Origin of the sequence: Paenibacillus sp. NPDC057967, from assembly GCF_042887015.1 — a bacterium.
GTDB lineage: Bacteria > Bacillota > Bacilli > Paenibacillales > Paenibacillaceae > Pristimantibacillus.
This window is the reverse complement of sequence record NZ_JBHVQB010000003.1, coordinates 520,840-538,426: the sequence shown is the minus strand read 5'-3', so window position 1 is coordinate 538,426 and position 17,587 is coordinate 520,840. Positions and strand designations below refer to the sequence as shown.

Genomic DNA, 17,587 nt, shown 5'->3' with positions numbered 1-17,587 from the left:
GGTAACAGCAAGCGATGGATGATCGAATTATTTCCGCCAACCTGATGATGGAAGACCAAGCCGTTGAGCTAAGCTTGCGTCCGCGGTATCTGGCCGAATATATCGGACAGTCGAAGGTTAAGGAAAACCTGACCATTTACATTGAAGCCGCCAAGATGAGGAAGGAAGCGCTGGATCATGTCTTGCTTTACGGTCCTCCGGGACTGGGCAAGACGACGCTTTCGAATATTATCGCCAATGAACTGGGGGTTAACCTCAGAACGACGTCTGGACCCGCGATTGAAAGGCCTGGCGATCTGGCTGCCCTGCTGACGAATTTGCAGGAGGGAGACGTCCTGTTCATCGATGAGATTCATCGGCTTCACCGGACCGTAGAGGAAGTGCTTTATCCCGCTATGGAGGATTTTGCGCTGGATATTATGATCGGCAAAGGTCCGAGCGCCCGCTCGGTAAGACTCGATCTGCAGCCGTTCACGCTGATCGGCGCGACGACGAGAGCCGGACTATTGTCGGCGCCGCTGCGGGATCGCTTCGGGGTTGTAAGCCGTCTGGAGTTCTATACGGTGGATGAGCTGGCGTTTATCGTATCGCGCGCGTCCGAGATTTTGGATGTATCGATTGTCGGAGAAGCCGCGGCGGAGATTGCGATGCGCTCCAGAGGGACGCCACGGATCGCCAATCGGCTGCTGAAGCGGGTCAGAGACTTTGCCCAGGTGAGGGGAGACGGCGTCATTACACATGACATCGCCCGCTCTGCGCTTGAATTGCTTCAAGTAGATCCCATGGGACTAGACCATATCGATCATAAAATGCTGCATGCCATGATGACGACCTTCTCGGGCAGACCAGTCGGGTTGGACACGATTGCGGCGACGATCGGGGAAGAAAGCCAAACGATCGAGGATGTATACGAGCCGTATTTGATGCAAATCGGATTCCTTCAGCGTACGCCGAGAGGAAGGATTGCGACGGACAGCGCTTATACCCATCTGGGCTTGCCTGTGCCGAAACGAAATTAAGCGGTATGAGAGAGGAGAACAGAATGACGTTTAAAGCTTCATGGAAAAGACTGTCTCTGGCGACTGCTGCGCTGCTGGTGCTGGTATCGACCTTGTCGGTCCAGCCTACACGGGCTGCGGTCCCTGCGCTAGATATGATCAGAGTTGCGATGTTCCTTCAATTGCCGGGCAAATATGAGTCGATGACGGCTGCGGCCACCTTTCAGTCTGCTGGTGGAATCAAGATTGGCACGCGAGAGCCTTCGGGCATTAAAGAATGGTTCAACGTTGAGGCGAACAGAAGCGTGCGCTTTGCCGTAGACGATTATAAAGTTAAGCTGGTCGAGACGGCGAACTTTGCGAATGCATGGGCTATCTATCAGCATGTCCAATCCTTAAGAGGTATGGGCTATATCACATCGGTTCCCAAAAACGGAGGCACACAGTATCAGGTGTTCGAGGGGACTTACGCCTCAGCACAGGAATCTGCAACTGCGCTTGGCCGCTGGAATGCGGATGCGAAGCTGACAAGCTTGCTTGGCGGCTATAAGCCGTCACAACATGGACCGCTGCGCTTGGAATCGCCAGCCTTGGAGAGCAAGGCTGCGGCGCAAGCGATAGCTGCTTCGTTCGGCGGCGCCGGCCTGGATGCATATGTGGCGGTAAGAGCAGGAGAGAAGGGCGCCGTCTATTCGGTTATGGTCGGCGGCGCATCTACGGCGGATGAGCTGAAGAACCTTCAGACAGCTGCCATGAAGGCACCCAATGGCGCGTCCTTGAAGCCAATGGACACAGCCTCGCCATACATGCTGATTCGCGCTGATCATTCGGTCAGCGGCAAGTCGGATTCGGCTCTTGAGCTGTATGCCTTCCCGGCGAGCGAGATCAAAGTATGGGCAGCACCTGGCGGCGCTCAGCCGATCGGGTTGACGGAGCGCAGCAACCGAACGTATCGCGGAAGCTTCGAGCTTAGCGCGTTCAATGGCAAGCTGACCGTCATCAATGAGCTTCCCTTTGAACAATATTTGTATTCCGTTGTGGCTGTAGAGATGTACACATCTTGGCCGATCGAAGCGCTTAAGGCGCAAGCGGTAGCGGCAAGGTCCTACGCCTTGAACAAAGGCTTCGGCTTCCAGATCGCCCATGTCGTCGATACGACATTAAGCCAAGCTTATTATGGAACAGGCGTGGAGAAGCCATCGTCCACGGAAGCGGTTGAAGCGACCAAAGGCGAGGTGGCGCTCTATAACGGGAAAGTCATCGAAGCGGTATTCTCCTCCAATGGCGGCGGGAAGACTTCAGATGCGAGGGATGTATGGAAAAACGAAATTCCTTATCTGCAATCCGTGTCCAGTCCGGACGCTTCGGCGGAGACAGGCTTGCAAAGCTGGCATCGCATCGTTCTGCCAAGCGGACAGGTGGGGTATATCCGTGAGGATCTGGTGAAGGATACCGGTCAGAAGACAGCGGCAGGCAGCCGCATCCTGGAATTGACCACTGACGGCACGAATATTCGCCGCCATCCTGTCATTCAGGATTCAATCCCGGTTGTAGCCCAGCTGCAAAAAGGGGCCAGAGTCATCGAGCTGGAGCAGGTGATCCAATCCAATCCGATGAGCTGGACCAGGGGACCTTTCACGGGTGATGAGCTGTTAACAACGATTAATGCGCGTGTGAATCCCAAGCTGACGGGTACGGTCACGTCGGTGGAAGTTAGCGCTCGCGGCATTTCTGGCCGAGCAATTGAGATGACGGTGAACGGAACCAAGCTCACGCTCTCCTCGCCGGACTCCATTCGATCGACTTTTGGCGTAGGCGAGTCTCTGCCTAGCACGCTGTTCAATGTAGAGGAAACGGGCAAGGTCGTTATTCAAGGCGCCGGCGGCGCACAATCGACCAAGACGGAGAGCTCCAGGCAAGTGTATGTCATAGGAGCAGACGGCAAATCAACCTCCTATGGCCAAGATTATATGTATGTTTTGGATGGCGACGGAGATATTCGCGCAGCAACCAAAAATCCGGGCTTCAGCTTTACCGGCACGGGCTTCGGCCACGGCGTGGGCATGTCGCAATACGGCGCGTTAAGTCTGGCCCAGCAAGGGTATGACTATCAATATATTTTGAAATACTATTATAAGGGCATTACGATAGCCAAGGAATGAAGGTTAAGAGATGAATGTAGATTGGTTTGATTTTGACCTGCCGGAGGAGCTGATTGCACAGACTCCGCTGCAGGACCGTACGGCATCCAGGCTGCTTATGGTGAATAAGGAGACAGGAGTGACCGAGCACGGCATATTTACGGATTTGGAAGCGAAGCTGCAGGCAGGCGATGTGCTTGTATTGAACAATACGAGAGTAATTCCGGCGAGGCTGCTTGGCAGCAAGAAGGATACCGGGGCCAAAGCTGAGCTGCTTCTGCTCAAGCAGCTGGGAGAGGATCGCTGGGAAGCTCTGGTCAAGCCCGGTAAGAGGCTCAGGGCCGGGGCGGTAATCGTCTTCGGCGAAGACAGCAACGGCGAACCGCTAATGGAAGCGGAAGTTTTGTCGGAGGGAGATATGGGAGCGCGGGTAATCCAATTCCGCTATGAGGGCATCTTCCAGGAGCTGCTTGATCGGCTGGGAGAGATGCCGCTGCCTCCTTATATTAAGGAACGTCTGGATGAGCGCGAACGTTATCAGACGGTCTATTCTCGTCATGAAGGCTCCGCCGCCGCTCCGACGGCTGGCCTGCATTTCACGGAAGACTTCCTTCGGAAGCTGGAGGAAAAAGGGGTCAAGCTCGTCTATGTCACGCTGCATGTTGGCCTTGGGACCTTTCGGCCGATGTCAGTCGATACGGTGGAAGAGCATGAGATGCATTCGGAATATTATGAGCTGGATGAAGCCAATGCCGAACTTCTGAATGAAGCCAAGAGAAGCGGCCGACGGATTGTAGCTGTCGGAACGACATCAGCACGGACGCTGGAGACGCTTGCGGACAGATTCGGTGACGAGGAGCTGCAAGCTTGCAGCGGCTGGACTTCTATATTTATTTATCCGGGGTATAGCTTCAAGCTTGTAAATGCGCTGCTGACAAATTTCCATCTGCCGAAGTCGACACTGGTGATGCTGGTGAGCGCGATTGCCGGCAGAGATGCGATTATGAAGGCATATGGCGAAGCAATCGAACAAAGGTACCGCTTCTTCAGTTTTGGAGACGCGATGTTTATTTATTAAATAAGAAGAATGGAACGTGACAACGTGGCTGTAAAATACGAATTAATTAAACAATGCAAGCAATCCGGAGCGCGTCTTGGACGCGTACACACGCCTCATGGCATTATTGAGACACCGACCTTTATGCCGGTAGGCACTCAGGCAACCGTCAAGACGATGAGTCCGGAAGAGCTGAAGGCGATGGACGCTCAAATTATTTTAAGCAATACGTATCATTTATTCCTCAGACCGGGACATGACTTGATTAAGCGCGCAGGCGGCCTACATAAGTTCATGAATTGGGATCGCCCGATTCTGACGGACAGCGGCGGATTCCAAGTTTTCAGCTTGAGCGAAATGCGCAAGATTACCGAGGAAGGCGTGCATTTCCGCTCCCATCTGAATGGCGACAAGCTGTTCCTTTCCCCGGAAGTAGTCATGGAGATTGAGAACGCGCTTGGTCCGGATATTATGATGGCCTTTGATGAATGTCCGCCTTATCCGGCAGAGTATGAATATATCAAGCAATCGACAGAAAGAACAACCCGTTGGGCCGAGCGTTGCTTGAAAGCTCATGCAAGACCTCACGATCAAGCCTTGTTCGCAATCGTTCAGGGGGGCATGCACAAAGACTTGCGCATTCAGAGCGCTAAAGATTTGACTTCCATGGATTTCCCGGGGTATGCTATTGGTGGACTGAGCGTTGGCGAGCCTAAGCATCTGATGTATGAGGTGCTTGATTATACGGTGCCTGAATTGCCGGCGAACAAGCCGCGTTACTTGATGGGCGTCGGATCTCCTGATGCATTGGTTGAGGGGGCTATCCGCGGAGTCGACATGTTCGACTGCGTGCTGCCAACCCGAATCGCAAGAAACGGGACAACCATGACAAGCGGAGGGCGACTCGTCATACGCAACGCCAAGTTCGCGGAGGATTTCGGGCCGCTGGATCCGAATTGCTCCTGCTATACATGCCAGAACTATTCCCGTGCTTACATACGGCATTTGCTGAAAGCGGATGAAACGTTCGGCATGCGATTAACGACGTATCATAATTTGCATTTCCTTTTGCAGCTCATGCGGGATGTTCGTCAAGCTATCATGGAGGATAGGCTGCTAGACTTCAGGGATTCCTTCTTCGATGCTTACGGCCTTCATGATAACGACAAAGGATTTTGAAAGGGGTGAATTTTGATGTTTCTGGCAACCGAAGCAGGTGGTAATGCAGGTGGTATTTGGGGGCTGATCTGGCCTTTCATTCTGATGTTCGCCGTATTCTATTTCTTGCTTATCCGTCCGCAACAGAAGAAGCAAAAGCAGCGTTCAGCCATGCTAAATCAAATTAAAAAGGGCGATAAGATTACGACGATCGGCGGTTTGCACGGCACTGTTGTAGAATTGACGGATGACACAGTTGTTGTTCGTGTCAACGATACGACAAAGATGACGTTCGAGCGCAGTGCAGTTAACACGATTGTTAGCACTGCACCAGCAGCTGCAACGGAATAAATGATTGCATACATAGAATGGCCGACAGACCTTATGGTTTGTCGGCCATTTCTTTTATCACAATAGAAATGTAAGATTTCGAGATTGCCAGATCTACAAGCTCTATTTGGCGATAAAACCTACCAGATGCTTATGAGGCGGGTTTGCTAAGCAAACCTTTAGGCTGCATCTCTTCGTAAGTACTTGATAGAGGTGTCCTCATTTGCGCAGGTTGACACCGACGATGCCGCCTAGCGCACCTGCCAGCAATGCGACTCCCAGGATAAGCGCACTGTTCCATGACGGGGCGGCATTAGCCGCCAGGAAGCTGACAATCATGACGATAACACCGTAGATCAGACCGAGCAAGCCGCCGTTGTACCAGCCTTTGCGCTCCGATCGCTTGCCGGAAGTTAGACCGCCTGCCAAAGCAGAGACGCTGTGAACGAGCAGCGAGTAAGTGCCCAGATTGCTTTCCTTCATGCTGGAGAAGTGAAGCATCAGGGAGAGCAGCAATGCGCCTGCAGCTAGCCAAATAATTGAAAAGACGACGCCGGCGAGCACAGGCGAGCCGATAATCGGCGGTTTGGGAGCTTGCTTGACGGAATTCATCCTATTCCTCCTATCCGATATTCGCGTATTACTTAACCTTATGGCCAAGCATGCCGAATTAGTACAGGTCCTTAGGATCAATATTTGCCTAATGAGTTGCATCATTGCCATTAATTCGTGTGTGTTTATTCGTATGATGAGCGATTGGCGGGGTGAGAATAGCTGTACAACGTTACAGCTGGTCAAGCAGCCAGTATGGTACTTTCGAGGAGGCGCTTACTTGGAAATCTGGAGCCTGTTAATCCGGACGACGGTTATTTATTTCGTCGTGTTTTTGATCATGCGTTTTATGGGCAAGCGGGAAATTGGCAAGCTGTCCGTGCTTGATCTGGTCATATCGGTAATGGTGGCGGAAATCGCGGTAATCGTTATAGAGGATACCGAACGATCCATGTGGGATGGCATTGTCCCGATGGTGATGTTATTGCTTATACAGGTCAGTACAGCCATGATATCGATGAACAATCGCAAGATGCGCTTGCTATTCGATGGCAAGCCAAGCGTCATCATCGCAAAAGGTAAAATCAACCGGGAAGTGATGCGCAAACAGCGTTATAACCTGGATGATCTCATGCTGCAGCTCCGAGAAAATAAAATAACATCGGTTGCGGATGTAGAATTCGCCATTCTGGAGACAAGCGGCAAGCTGTCTGTTATCCCGAAGGATGGGGCAGAGGAAGCGGATTCGGTACAAAGTACAGAGACGCCAGATATTAATGTTGAAACATCCAGCCACACCCCTCTGCCAAGAGGAAGGGAGAAAATCATTCCTCCCGGGTTCCGGTATGAAATCCTGCCAATTCCGCTCATCATGGATGGCAAAGTGCAGGATGAAAATTTGGGGAAAATCGAAAAGACGCGCTTTTGGCTAAAAAATGTGCTGCAGGATCAGAAAGTGACCGATTTCAAGGATGTTTTTTTATGTACGATCGACCATAAAGGGAAGCTGTTTGTAGATGTCAATCAGAAAAAAATTACTTGAACCATACGCCTAGCCATGGAATTCGTGCCATATCATAGCGGTCAATGATGCGCATCCATATCATGAGCAGCATATAAATGATGGCGCTCACCAGACAAGCAAAGATCATACCCAGCCATTCGGCGGATAGCACAAAATGGTTCATCGTCCACTGAGCGGCTGCACCCATGATGGTCATGGCAGCACCGACCTTCAGGAAGTCCATAACGTTCATTCGGAATCCGATGAATCGCATGACGCTAATGCCATGAAGAATCGTGACCAATACGATGTTGACGCTGATGGCAATGATCGCTCCATAGATGCCAAGCTCAGGTTTGGACGCCAATTGGACAATCAATACAAGCTTGACTGCCGCCCCGATGAAGGTATTCATCAGGGCGGTTCCTGGTTTGTTCAGCGCTTGCAGAGCCGCCTGCAGCGGGGCTTGCAGGTAGATGAAGATGCCGGCCAGGCTCAAGAGCTGAAGCATCGGCGAGTATTCGGGATGATCATAGATCAGCCGGCATAACGGCTCCGCAAACAAGCCCATGACGACAACGAACGGAGCGCCGGATACCAGTGCGATACGCATCGACTGGTGAAGTCTCTTCTGAATCAACGCTTTGTCTCCCCGCGCGGCAGCTTCGGATAGCGAAGGCACAAGCGAGACGGCAAGTGAATAGGTCAAAGCGGTAGGAAGCAGCAATAGCGGAATAATCATACCCTGCAGGGCGCCGTATTGAGCGGTAGCCACACCGGTTACGATGCCAGCGGCAGCCAGACTGCGAGCGGTGAAGATGGATTCAAGCAAATAGGATAAGGACCCCACCAGCTTGCTGCCGGTTACTGGAATAGACAGTCCGAGCAGCTTGCGAAGAATAGGAGGTTTCGTGCGGCTGGGCGGCATGGAAGGGAGCTCGCTTGCTGCGGCTGCCTTCTTTTTTTCGCGTACATATTTCCACAGAAGAACAAGCAGCCCGCCGATCTCTCCGGCTACAACGCCAAGCATAGCGCCAGCTGCTGCCCACTCCAGTCCCATCGGGAGGAATAAATAAGCTAAGAACAGGGAGCCGATAATACGGACAATCGTCTCAGCCAGCTGGGATACTGCGCTTGGAATCATATTCTGCTTGCCTTGGAAGTAACCTCGAAACACGGAAGACACTCCGACGATGAGCAGCATGGGCGTCATCATAAGAAAGGCTCGATACACCCTGGTGTCCGGGAGGATATGACGGATAATAAACGGAGCGAATAGCAGCATCCCGATCGTCAGCACAACCGCAATAGAAATGGTCAGAATCATGGCCGTTCGAAAAATATGCTTCACACGGCGCGTATCGCCTAGTGACTCCGCTTCCGCGATCCACTTAGCGATAGCCAACGGGATACCGCCGGTTATAATGGTCAGCAATACAATGAGGAAAGGATAGGCCAGCTGATACAGACCAACTCCCTCCGCTCCAATGATACGGGGCAAAGCGATTCTCGGCACGAAACCGAGCAGACGGTTCACGATGCCTGCTGCGAGCAGAATCATCGCACCCTTGATAAAGGATTGCTTCGTCATAGCGGAGACCTCTTCTCATTCAAGGTAACGCCTCATGGGCGCTTAAGCGCACGGACATGCATGTACTAACACTTTATGCTCGGCATGTCCTCTTCCATGTCAGTCAATTTGACCCATCTTCCAACGGATGCAGGAGAATGGCGGGCATGATCGAATATATACAAGGGACAGCAATGTGAACGAGGAGGTGCAGCATATGGCAGAAGCAAATGAGGAATTGGACGCTGTGATTGAGGAATTATGCCATAGCAAAGCGGAGGAATTCCGGCTGCTCGGCTACGAGCATGTGGATGGCAAGGAGATTTGGGACTGCGTCAGCGCCAAATACGCGAAGACAGGCCAGCCGGAGCTGCATCAGCTGGTGAATGATATTTTATCGCTCAAGATTACGCAATTCATGAATTTCATGACGCTTAGCGCTTTCAAGGGTAACCCGTTCTAGTGGCGGGGCCTTTCTTTTTTTGACTCGTTTTTGCCGCATCTGTATAATGGGAATATTGAGATCATAAGGGGGATTCAGACGTATGTTCGGGAAGAGAATAATTGCCTTCCTTGCTATCGTGGTCGTCGGGTTTGCGGCAATGGCCGCAACAAGCCCGTGGGTTATCGATGGCGTCAAGCTTGGGCTAGATTTAAAGGGCGGTTACGAGGTGTTGTACGAAGCTGTACCGTTCGAAGGTGGTTCCGCTGTAACGCCTGAAACGTTGAAAAAAACGGCTCAAAGCTTGCAGAAGAGGATCGACGATACGGGATTGGTAGAGCCTGAGATTACGACGGAGGGCAAAAACCGCATTCGCGTGAAGCTCCCAGGCATCAACAGCGAGGACGATGAAGTGCTTAAAATGTTGTCCAAGCCTATCAACCTGACGTTCCGTGCGCCGGATGGCACAATTATGCTGACAGGTACGGATTTCGTAGAAAACGCTGCTGGAGTAGCCTTTGATAATATGAATCAGCCTATGGTTACGATCGAACTGAAAGACGCCAAGAAGTTTGAAGAAGTGACTGGCAAATTGGTTGGACAGACGATGGCTATTTACTTGGATGAAGAGCTAATCTCTAATCCAGGGGTGAGTCAGGTTATTGCAAGTAAAAATGCTGTGATCGAAATGCGCGGATCGACGTCCGACAAAGCGAGAGAATTGCGTGATTTGATCAATATGGGTTCTTTGCCCCTCAAGCTTGAAGCTAAATATACGCAAAGCGTAGGCGCGAAGCTTGGTATGGAATCCCTTAAAGATACGGTTACAGCCGGTATTATCGGCTCTTTGATTGTTCTTGTATTTATGGTCGTTATTTTCCGGGTACCGGGTTTTGTCGCTGCGATTACCATTATTACGTACGCATGGCTGCTTTTGCTCGTACAAAATTTAATGAACGCTACGCTTACGCTTCCTGGTATTGCGGCATTCGTGCTTGGTGTTGGTATGGCCGTAGATGCCAATATCATTACAGCGGAGAGAATCAAAGAAGAAATTCGCACCGGCAAGAGCATGCTGTCATCGCTTAAGACAGGCTCCAAAAACTCTTTCCGTACGATTATGGATGCCAATATTACGAGTATCATTGCCAGCGTCGTGCTTTATTATATTGGCGACGGCGCAATCAAAGGCTTTGCTTTGACGATGATTTTCAGTATTTTGGTGAGTATCGTCACGAATATTTTCCTTGCTCGTTTCTTGCTGACGCTTCTCGTTCGAAGCAACAAGTTCATGAAGCCGGGCTACTATGGCGTGAAGGAGAGTGAAATTCGTGAACTTTGATACGAAAATTCGCTATGATGTCGTAAAAAATCGCAATAAGTTTTTATTGTCTTCTCTTGCATTGACGATCATCGGCATATTGTCGCTGGTGTTCTTTCAATTGAATCTGGGTATTGATTTTAAAGCAGGTTCAAATATGGACGTAGCTACAACAAAGGCTGTATCTCAGCAAGAGGTCAATGAAGTTTTGAAATCTTTGGGGTATGAGGATTTAGCACCTACCATTGGCGGACAGAACAACGACCGGATCTCGATCCGTTTCAGCGATGTTCTTGATCAGGATGAGTCCAATAAGGTTTCGGCTGCTTTAAAAGCAAAGTTTGGTGAAGATATCGATACGGAAGTAAACGTTGTCTCCCCGGATATTGCCCGCGAGATGGGCATTAAGACAATCTGGGCGATCCTGATTGCAAGCTTGGGCATTATGCTGTATGTCATGATCCGTTTCGAGTGGCGTTTCGCGCTTGCTGCGAATATTTCTATCTTGTATGACAGCTTTATCGTTATAGCGGTATTCTCCATCTTCCGTTTTGAGGTAGACCTGCCGTTTATTGCTGCAGTTCTGACGACGCTTGGTTATTCCATTAACGATAAAATCGTTATTTTCGACCGTATTCGTGAGAACATGCGTTTTGCATCGGTTAAAAACGAGTCTCAGCTTGCTGAAATCGTAAACGCTAGTATTTGGCAGACGATGGCCCGTAACTTGTATACGGTGTTGACGGTTGTCATCGTGACGGTATGTATTTTCATCTGGGGCAGCCCTTCGATCAAAATGTTCTCCTTTGCCCTATTGGTTGGTCTTATCAGCGGCGCGTACTCCACGATTTTCGTAGCGAGCCCGCTGTGGTACCTGTTCAAGCGCAACCAAAAGCACAAGCCAAAGGTTGCTGCCAAACCGACTCCTTAATCTTGGAGCAAGTGCGATATGTATAGATGAATATAATGCTTACGAAGTCAGGTTTTGCTTCGCAAAACCTTTCAGGAGGTTCAAATGTCAACCAGACCGCGAGATGGGAATAAGACGACCCGGGGCAGAGCTCGTATATGGGACAACGTGCTGGACGTTCTGTTTCGGGGCGCACGAAGAAATCACAAGGATGCGGATCGGGATGAAAATGCGGATGAGCTGATGCAGGTGGTACAGCGTGTGGAAGGTGTCGTAACGGTACAGTCCATACGCGCCAGAGAGCATGGGCATTACGTGGTGGCGGAAATCATCATCAGCGTCAATCCCCGCATTACGGTATTGGAAGGCCAGGAGATTGCCAAAAGGGTTCGAACGCTGCTCATGCACAGGTTCCATCATTTGACGGAAGTGTCCATCTATGTAGAGCCTTATGATCCCGGATATCCATACAAATCCAATCACGATCCAAATCAGGAGCAGATGCCGACACTGCTGCAATAGCCGTTATCGGACAGCAGGAAGGAGTGAGAACCTGATGATTCATAGAAAGACACGCTGGGCTCTTGCGGAGTGGGAAGAGTCGGGGGAAGGTGCAGCCGGGAAGTTGAGCAAGGGGCTGAACCTTCCTCCTCTTGTTGCCCGCTTGCTCGTGCAACGGGGTTACCGTGACGAGGAGAGTGCTCGAATATTCCTATATGGAGACGAGAGCAGGCTCCATGACCCGTATTTGTTGAGCGGGATGGAGGAAGCGGTTAAGCGCATTCGGCTAGCAGGAGACAATCAAGAGAAAATTCGTATTTACGGGGATTATGATGCAGATGGCGTGTCCAGCACGTCGCTGCTTATCCATGTTTTCCGGGCTATGGAACTGAATTTTGACTATTACATACCTCATCGGGCGCTGGAAGGCTATGGACTGAACAAAAATGCCATAGCTTTGGCCGCGAATGAAGGGGTTAAACTAATCGTTACGGTCGATACCGGCATTAGCGCGTATGATGAAATTGAATATGCCAAATCGCTAGGTGTCGACGTGGTCGTAACCGATCATCATGAGCCGCCGGAGCAATTGCCGCAAGCCTGCGCTGTGGTAAATCCGAAGCAAGCGCATTGCGGATATCCGTTCAAGGGGCTGGCCGGCGTTGGCGTTGCCTTCAAGCTGGCGAGTGCGTTGCTTGCGAGGCCGCCGCTGGAGTGGGCGGATATCGTCAGTCTCGGCACGATTGCCGATCTGATGCCGCTGGTGGATGAGAACAGAATCCTGGTTCGATACGGATTGGAACTCATGCGCAAGGAGCCAGGAACGGGCTTCCGGGCCTTGGCGGAAGCGACGGGTATCGAGCTTCAGACGATCGTCTCCACAGGCATCGCATTCGGGATGGCGCCGCGAATCAATGCTGCAGGCAGGCTGGATCATGCGAAGAAGGCCGTCGAGCTGCTTACAACTCCTGTATACGATGAAGCGATTCTGTCGGCGATCCAATTGGATACATTGAACAAGGAGCGCCAGCGAATCGTTGAGTCGATTGTGAAGGAAGCGGAAGAGCAGTGGCTGACGAAGCGGCTTGCCGCCGAGGAGATAGGCATCGATCCGCCGTCGGTTATTGTGTTAAGCGGGGAGAGCTGGAATGTCGGCGTCATTGGCATTGTCGCTTCCAAGCTGCTGGAGCGGCATTATCGTCCGGTCATTATTTTGGGAATCGATGCGGAGACCGGCATGTGCAAAGGTTCAGCTCGTTCGATCGAAGGCTTCGATCTCCATGCGGCCCTTACGGAATGCGAATCTTTGATGGACCACTATGGGGGACATCAGGCTGCCGCTGGCATGAGCTTGCATCGGGATAATCTGGAGCAGCTGGAGCAACGAATGTCGGAGCTCGCGAAGCAATGGCTGACGCCAGAGCATTGGATACCGAAGACGCTGGTGGATATGGCATGCAGCCTTGAGGATGCAACGCTTGATACCATTAGCCAGCTGGCGCTTCTAGAGCCGTTCGGCATTGGCAATCCGTCCCCGCGCATCATGTTCCGGGATATCCAGCTTGCAGATCGGCGTGCGATCGGCAAGGAGTCCAAGCACCTCAAGCTGGCGCTTGGCGGCGGACGCAAGCTGCTGGATGCGATCGGCTTTGGCATGGGTGAGATGGCTTCCACCGTACCGGCAGGCAGCCGGCTGGACATCGTAGGCGAGCTGTCGATTAATGAGTGGAACAATCAGCGCAAGCCGCAGCTGCAAGTGCATGATTTGCATTATATGCCAGCGCCGCTGGCGAGTTTCCCAAGCAGAGAGCAATTCGGTCAAGTATACCAGTGGCTGCGCCAAACAAGAAGGGCTCCAGAGCAAGGACTTGCCATGCGAATTGCGGGTCAGGTCGGCTTGACTGTGGAAGCTGTTCAGCTTATGCTTGACGTATTCGAGGAATTAAAGTTTGTCGGACGTCATGATGGCGCTTACGTCGCAGCCGCAGCGCCGGAGAAGCGAGAGCTTGCCTCTTCGGAACGTTATCGTGCCGCGAAGGAGCAGCATGATCGTCTTCATGATCTCGCATAAAACATTCTCAATTAAACAAGTGTGTAGAAGAAAGGGTTGACCATTCGTGTCGAAGGCATCATACAATTTCAAGGATTACATTCGAGTTATTCCGGACTTCCCGCAACCGGGAATCCGCTTTAAAGATATTACGACGCTGCTGAAGGACGGAGCAGCTTATCGTGCCGTTATCGAAGAGATGCGCACAGCTGTCGAGCATCTGAAAATCGACGTTATTGCCGGACCTGAAGCGCGCGGTTTCGTCGTAGGCGCTCCGCTTGCGCTGGCTCTAGGCGTTGGTTTTGCACCGATTCGCAAGAGCGGCAAGCTGCCGGGCGAGACGATTACAGCCAGCTATGATCTGGAGTATGGCAAGGACCAACTAGCGATGCACAAAGATGCAATCTCGCCTGGACAGCGCGTTCTCATTGCGGACGATTTGCTGGCTACCGGCGGCACGATCGCAACGTCGATGAATCTGATTCGCCAGCTTGGCGGAGAAGTGGTTGGCGCTGCCTTCCTGATCGAGCTTGCCTACCTGAACGGACGCGAGAAGCTGAACGGCGTAGACGTATTCTCCCTGATGACCTACGAATAAGATGATTGTCACTAAAGGCCGCGAGAGCAGGCTGATGAATGCGCCCCGACATGGACTCGTCTTCGGACGATACGCCATCCGGGGCGATTTTTTCTATCGGGTGATACTAGACTATGTCGCGGGCGTCATAAGACGTCGATTTTATTCCGCAGGAAGTTGACGTAACCGCTCACTTAAAGGCATAATATTAGAAAACTCGGATCGTGCCGCAGCGGCATATCATATGAGAATACGATGGCGTTAACCCGTACGCTTGGAAAGGGACGTTTCATGGGCATAGAGCAGTTACTTGAGAAGGCATCCGTCTATATGAAAGAGCAGGATCTCATACGCATCAAGGAAGCCTATGATTTCGCTGAGCAAGCCCATCATGGACAAGTGCGGAAATCAGGAGAGCCGTATATTTTGCATCCTGTTACGGTCGCCGACATATTGGTGGATATGGGCATGGACGTGCTGTCGATTATCGCAGCGCTTCTTCACGATGTCGTGGAAGATACGACGGTGGATTTGGGGACCGTCCGCGCGAAATTTGGCGAAACCTGTGCCATGCTGGTGGACGGACTGACCAAGCTCGAGAAAATCAGGTTTCAATCCAAGGAAGAGCAGCAAAATGAGAATTACCGCAAAATGTTCGTCGCAATGGCACAGGACATTCGCGTTATTCTGATTAAGCTTGCAGACCGCCTTCATAATATGCGTACGCTGAAATATCAGTCGGAAGAGTCTCAGCGCAGAATCGCTTACGAGACGCTGGAGATATTTTGCCCGATCGCGCACAGGCTCGGCATCTCCGCCATCAAGTGGGAAATGGAGGATATCGCGCTTCGTTATCTCAATCCGCAGCAATATTACCGTATTGCCAATCTGATGAAGAAGAAGCGGGCGGAGCGGGAGCAGTTCATCGACGATGTCATATCCCGCATTAGCGAGAAGCTGGAGGAAATGGGCATCGAAGGCGATATTTCCGGCCGACCAAAGCATCTATACAGCATTTACAAAAAAATGACGAGTCGCAACAAACAGTTTAATGAGATCTATGATCTGATGGCGATCCGGATTATCGTGGACAATATTAAGGATTGTTACGCAACGCTTGGCATTATTCATACGCTATGGAAGCCGATGCCGGGCAGGTTCAAGGATTATATCGCTATGCCGAAGGCGAATATGTATCAATCCTTGCATACGACGGTGATTGGGCCGAACGGAGAGCCGACCGAAGTGCAGATCCGTACGTGGGAGATGCACCGTACGTCGGAGTACGGGATCGCCGCCCACTGGGCGTATAAAGAAGGCATGGTTGTGCCTGACGGCAACTTTGAAGACAAAATGTCATGGTTCCGCGAAATTCTGGAGCTCCAGAATGAAACGCGCGATGCGGCGGAGTTCATGGAGTCGCTTAAGATGGACTTCTTCGCCGACCTAGTCTTCGTATTCACGCCAAGCGGCGAAGTGATCGAGCTGCCTGCCGGATCAGTCCCGCTTGATTTTGCTTACCGCATTCATACGGAAGTAGGCAACCGGACAATAGGCGCGAAGGTGAACGGCCGGATCGTGCCGCTTGATCATAAGCTGAAGACCGGCGATATCGTCGAGATTCTGACGTCTAAGCATTCGTACGGACCAAGCCAGGACTGGGTGAAGATCGCGCAATCGTCACATGCCCGGAGCAAGATCAGGCAATGGTTCAAGAAGGAGAAGCGCGAGGAGAATGTCGCCAAGGGACGCGACCTGCTGGAGCGGGAGCTGAAGCGTCTTGGCCTTGAGCCGTCTGCATGGATGACGGACGACAAGCTTCAGGAAGCGGCGGGCAAATTCACGTTCAATGATATTGAGGATATGATGTCGGCCATTGGATTCGGCGGTATTACGGCGGCTCAGATCTGCACCAAATTGACGGAGAAAATGCGCCGCGAAGCGGAAGAAGCGAACCAAATTGAGCTTACGAATGAGAAGAAGGAAATTAAAGCGGCCTCAGGCAAGAAGGGACGCCCGAATCATGGCGTCACGGTCAAGGGCGTGGACAATTTGCTCGTACGCTTCGCACGTTGCTGCAACCCCGTTCCGGGAGACGCGATCGTCGGCTATATTACACGCGGCCGCGGCGTATCGGTTCACCGCATGGACTGTCTCAACATTCCATTTGGCATGGACGGAGAAGAAGCGGAACGCGTCATAGAAGTGGAATGGGAAGAGTCGGTGGAAGCGAACTATAGCGTTGACATCGAGATTACCGGTCATGATCGCAGAGGCCTCTTGAATGAGGTGCTGCATGCAGTGTCGGAGAGCAAGACGAATATATCCGCTGTGACGGGACGTTCCGTCAAGAACAAGATGGCGCTTATTCATATGACGGTGCTGATCCGCAACGTAGACCATCTGTCTTCCGTTGTAGAGAAGATCAAGCGTGTGCAGGATATCTACTCTGTTCAGCGCATTATGCAATAAAGGAGATAAGGCATTGAAAGTCGTGGCACAACGAAGCAAAGCGGCAAAAGTGACGGTGGAAGGCGAAGTGACGGGCTCCATCGATTCCGGACTGGTGCTGCTGGTCGGCATTACGCATGAGGATACATTGGCGGATGTGCGCTGGATGGCGGATAAGGTAGCGGGACTTAGAATCTTCGAGGATGAATCGGAGAAGATGAATCTTTCGGTTACGGATGTCGGCGGCTCTATTCTGTCCGTATCCCAGTTCACGCTGTATGGAGATTCCCGTAAGGGCAGAAGGCCTAACTTTATGGCTGCCGCGCGTCCCGACCAAGCAGAGACGCTGTATAACGCGTTTAACGATGCGCTTCGGGAGCTGGGGCTGCGTGTAGAGACGGGGCGGTTCGGCGCCATGATGGACGTGCAGTTGACCAATGACGGACCGGTGACGTTAATTTTGGAGAGCGGCGCTTAAGATTGGACAGACAGGCAACAATAAAGGTAGACGGCATGAAGGTTGGCA

General features: G+C 51.7%; 16 protein-coding genes. 14 read left to right on the top strand and 2 right to left on the bottom strand.

Going from position 1 to position 17,587, the window contains the following annotated elements; all coding sequences use genetic code 11:
- The first annotated feature begins 14 nt into the window (after positions 1–14).
- From ruvB to yajC, 5 genes are read left to right on the top strand one after another with little or no spacing between them, the layout of a single operon-like run.
- A complete protein-coding gene (gene ruvB, locus ACFVSO_RS09840) occupies positions 15–1,019 on the top strand; it encodes a Holliday junction branch migration DNA helicase RuvB (protein WP_387472688.1) in 1,005 nt (334 codons plus the stop codon).
- Between the two features lie 23 nt (positions 1,020–1,042).
- A complete protein-coding gene (locus tag ACFVSO_RS09835) occupies positions 1,043–3,160 on the top strand; it encodes a SpoIID/LytB domain-containing protein (protein WP_387472686.1) in 2,118 nt (705 codons plus the stop codon).
- Positions 3,161–3,170: 10 nt separating this feature from the next.
- On the top strand, positions 3,171–4,217 hold the full coding sequence (gene queA, locus ACFVSO_RS09830) for a tRNA preQ1(34) S-adenosylmethionine ribosyltransferase-isomerase QueA (protein ID WP_387472684.1): 1,047 nt from the start codon (positions 3,171–3,173) through the stop codon (positions 4,215–4,217).
- A 9-nt stretch (positions 4,218–4,226) separates the two neighbouring features.
- Positions 4,227–5,375 (top strand): tRNA guanosine(34) transglycosylase Tgt, encoded by a 1,149-nt coding sequence (tgt, locus tag ACFVSO_RS09825; RefSeq protein WP_387472682.1) that lies wholly within the window; start codon positions 4,227–4,229, stop codon positions 5,373–5,375.
- Between the two features lie 15 nt (positions 5,376–5,390).
- Positions 5,391–5,705 carry a preprotein translocase subunit YajC gene (gene yajC / locus ACFVSO_RS09820; RefSeq protein ID WP_387472680.1) on the top strand — a complete coding sequence of 105 codons (315 nt, stop codon included), beginning with the start codon at positions 5,391–5,393 and terminating at the stop codon, positions 5,703–5,705.
- Positions 5,706–5,903: 198 nt separating this feature from the next.
- On the opposite strand, the gene ACFVSO_RS09815 is transcribed toward yajC, so the two are convergent.
- Complete coding sequence (locus tag ACFVSO_RS09815; RefSeq protein ID WP_387472678.1) at positions 5,904–6,296, bottom strand: TIGR04086 family membrane protein; 393 nt, start codon at positions 6,294–6,296, stop codon at positions 5,904–5,906.
- A gap of 220 nt (positions 6,297–6,516) precedes the next feature.
- Between ACFVSO_RS09815 and ACFVSO_RS09810 the strand changes: the two genes are divergently transcribed.
- Complete coding sequence (locus ACFVSO_RS09810; protein ID WP_387472676.1) at positions 6,517–7,278, top strand: YetF domain-containing protein; 762 nt, start codon at positions 6,517–6,519, stop codon at positions 7,276–7,278.
- Here the strand turns inward: ACFVSO_RS09810 and spoVB are convergent.
- Positions 7,271–8,830, bottom strand: a complete 1,560-nt coding sequence (spoVB, locus tag ACFVSO_RS09805; RefSeq protein WP_387472674.1) for a stage V sporulation protein B — start codon at positions 8,828–8,830, stop codon at positions 7,271–7,273. The genes ACFVSO_RS09810 and spoVB overlap by 8 nt on opposite strands.
- A 196-nt stretch (positions 8,831–9,026) precedes the next feature.
- Here spoVB and ACFVSO_RS09800 point away from each other — a divergent pair, with 196 nt between their 5' ends.
- The 8 genes from ACFVSO_RS09800 to dtd all read left to right on the top strand — a co-directional run bounded on the left by ACFVSO_RS09800 (position 9,027) and on the right by dtd (position 17,539).
- Positions 9,027–9,272 carry a post-transcriptional regulator gene (locus ACFVSO_RS09800; protein WP_387472672.1) on the top strand — a complete coding sequence of 82 codons (246 nt, stop codon included), beginning with the start codon at positions 9,027–9,029 and terminating at the stop codon, positions 9,270–9,272.
- Between the two features lie 82 nt (positions 9,273–9,354).
- A complete protein-coding gene (secD, locus tag ACFVSO_RS09795; protein ID WP_387472670.1) occupies positions 9,355–10,593 on the top strand; it encodes a protein translocase subunit SecD in 1,239 nt (412 codons plus the stop codon).
- Positions 10,583–11,503 (top strand): protein translocase subunit SecF, encoded by a 921-nt coding sequence (gene secF / locus ACFVSO_RS09790; RefSeq protein ID WP_387472668.1) that lies wholly within the window; start codon positions 10,583–10,585, stop codon positions 11,501–11,503. The genes secD and secF overlap by 11 nt, the downstream gene beginning before the upstream one ends.
- Before the next feature lie 84 nt (positions 11,504–11,587).
- Positions 11,588–12,004 carry a cation transporter dimerization domain-containing protein gene (locus tag ACFVSO_RS09785; protein ID WP_387472666.1) on the top strand — a complete coding sequence of 139 codons (417 nt, stop codon included), beginning with the start codon at positions 11,588–11,590 and terminating at the stop codon, positions 12,002–12,004.
- A 34-nt stretch (positions 12,005–12,038) separates the two neighbouring features.
- The gene (gene recJ, locus ACFVSO_RS09780) at positions 12,039–14,054 is read left to right on the top strand and encodes a single-stranded-DNA-specific exonuclease RecJ (RefSeq protein ID WP_387472664.1); all 2,016 of its coding nucleotides are present in this window, start codon (positions 12,039–12,041) and stop codon (positions 14,052–14,054) included.
- A gap of 46 nt (positions 14,055–14,100) precedes the next feature.
- On the top strand, positions 14,101–14,631 hold the full coding sequence (locus ACFVSO_RS09775; RefSeq protein ID WP_387472662.1) for an adenine phosphoribosyltransferase: 531 nt from the start codon (positions 14,101–14,103) through the stop codon (positions 14,629–14,631).
- A 270-nt stretch (positions 14,632–14,901) separates the two neighbouring features.
- Positions 14,902–17,082 carry a RelA/SpoT family protein gene (locus ACFVSO_RS09770; protein WP_387472880.1) on the top strand — a complete coding sequence of 727 codons (2,181 nt, stop codon included), beginning with the start codon at positions 14,902–14,904 and terminating at the stop codon, positions 17,080–17,082.
- A gap of 13 nt (positions 17,083–17,095) precedes the next feature.
- Positions 17,096–17,539 carry a D-aminoacyl-tRNA deacylase gene (gene dtd / locus ACFVSO_RS09765; RefSeq protein ID WP_387472660.1) on the top strand — a complete coding sequence of 148 codons (444 nt, stop codon included), beginning with the start codon at positions 17,096–17,098 and terminating at the stop codon, positions 17,537–17,539.
- Positions 17,540–17,587: the final 48 nt, after the last annotated feature.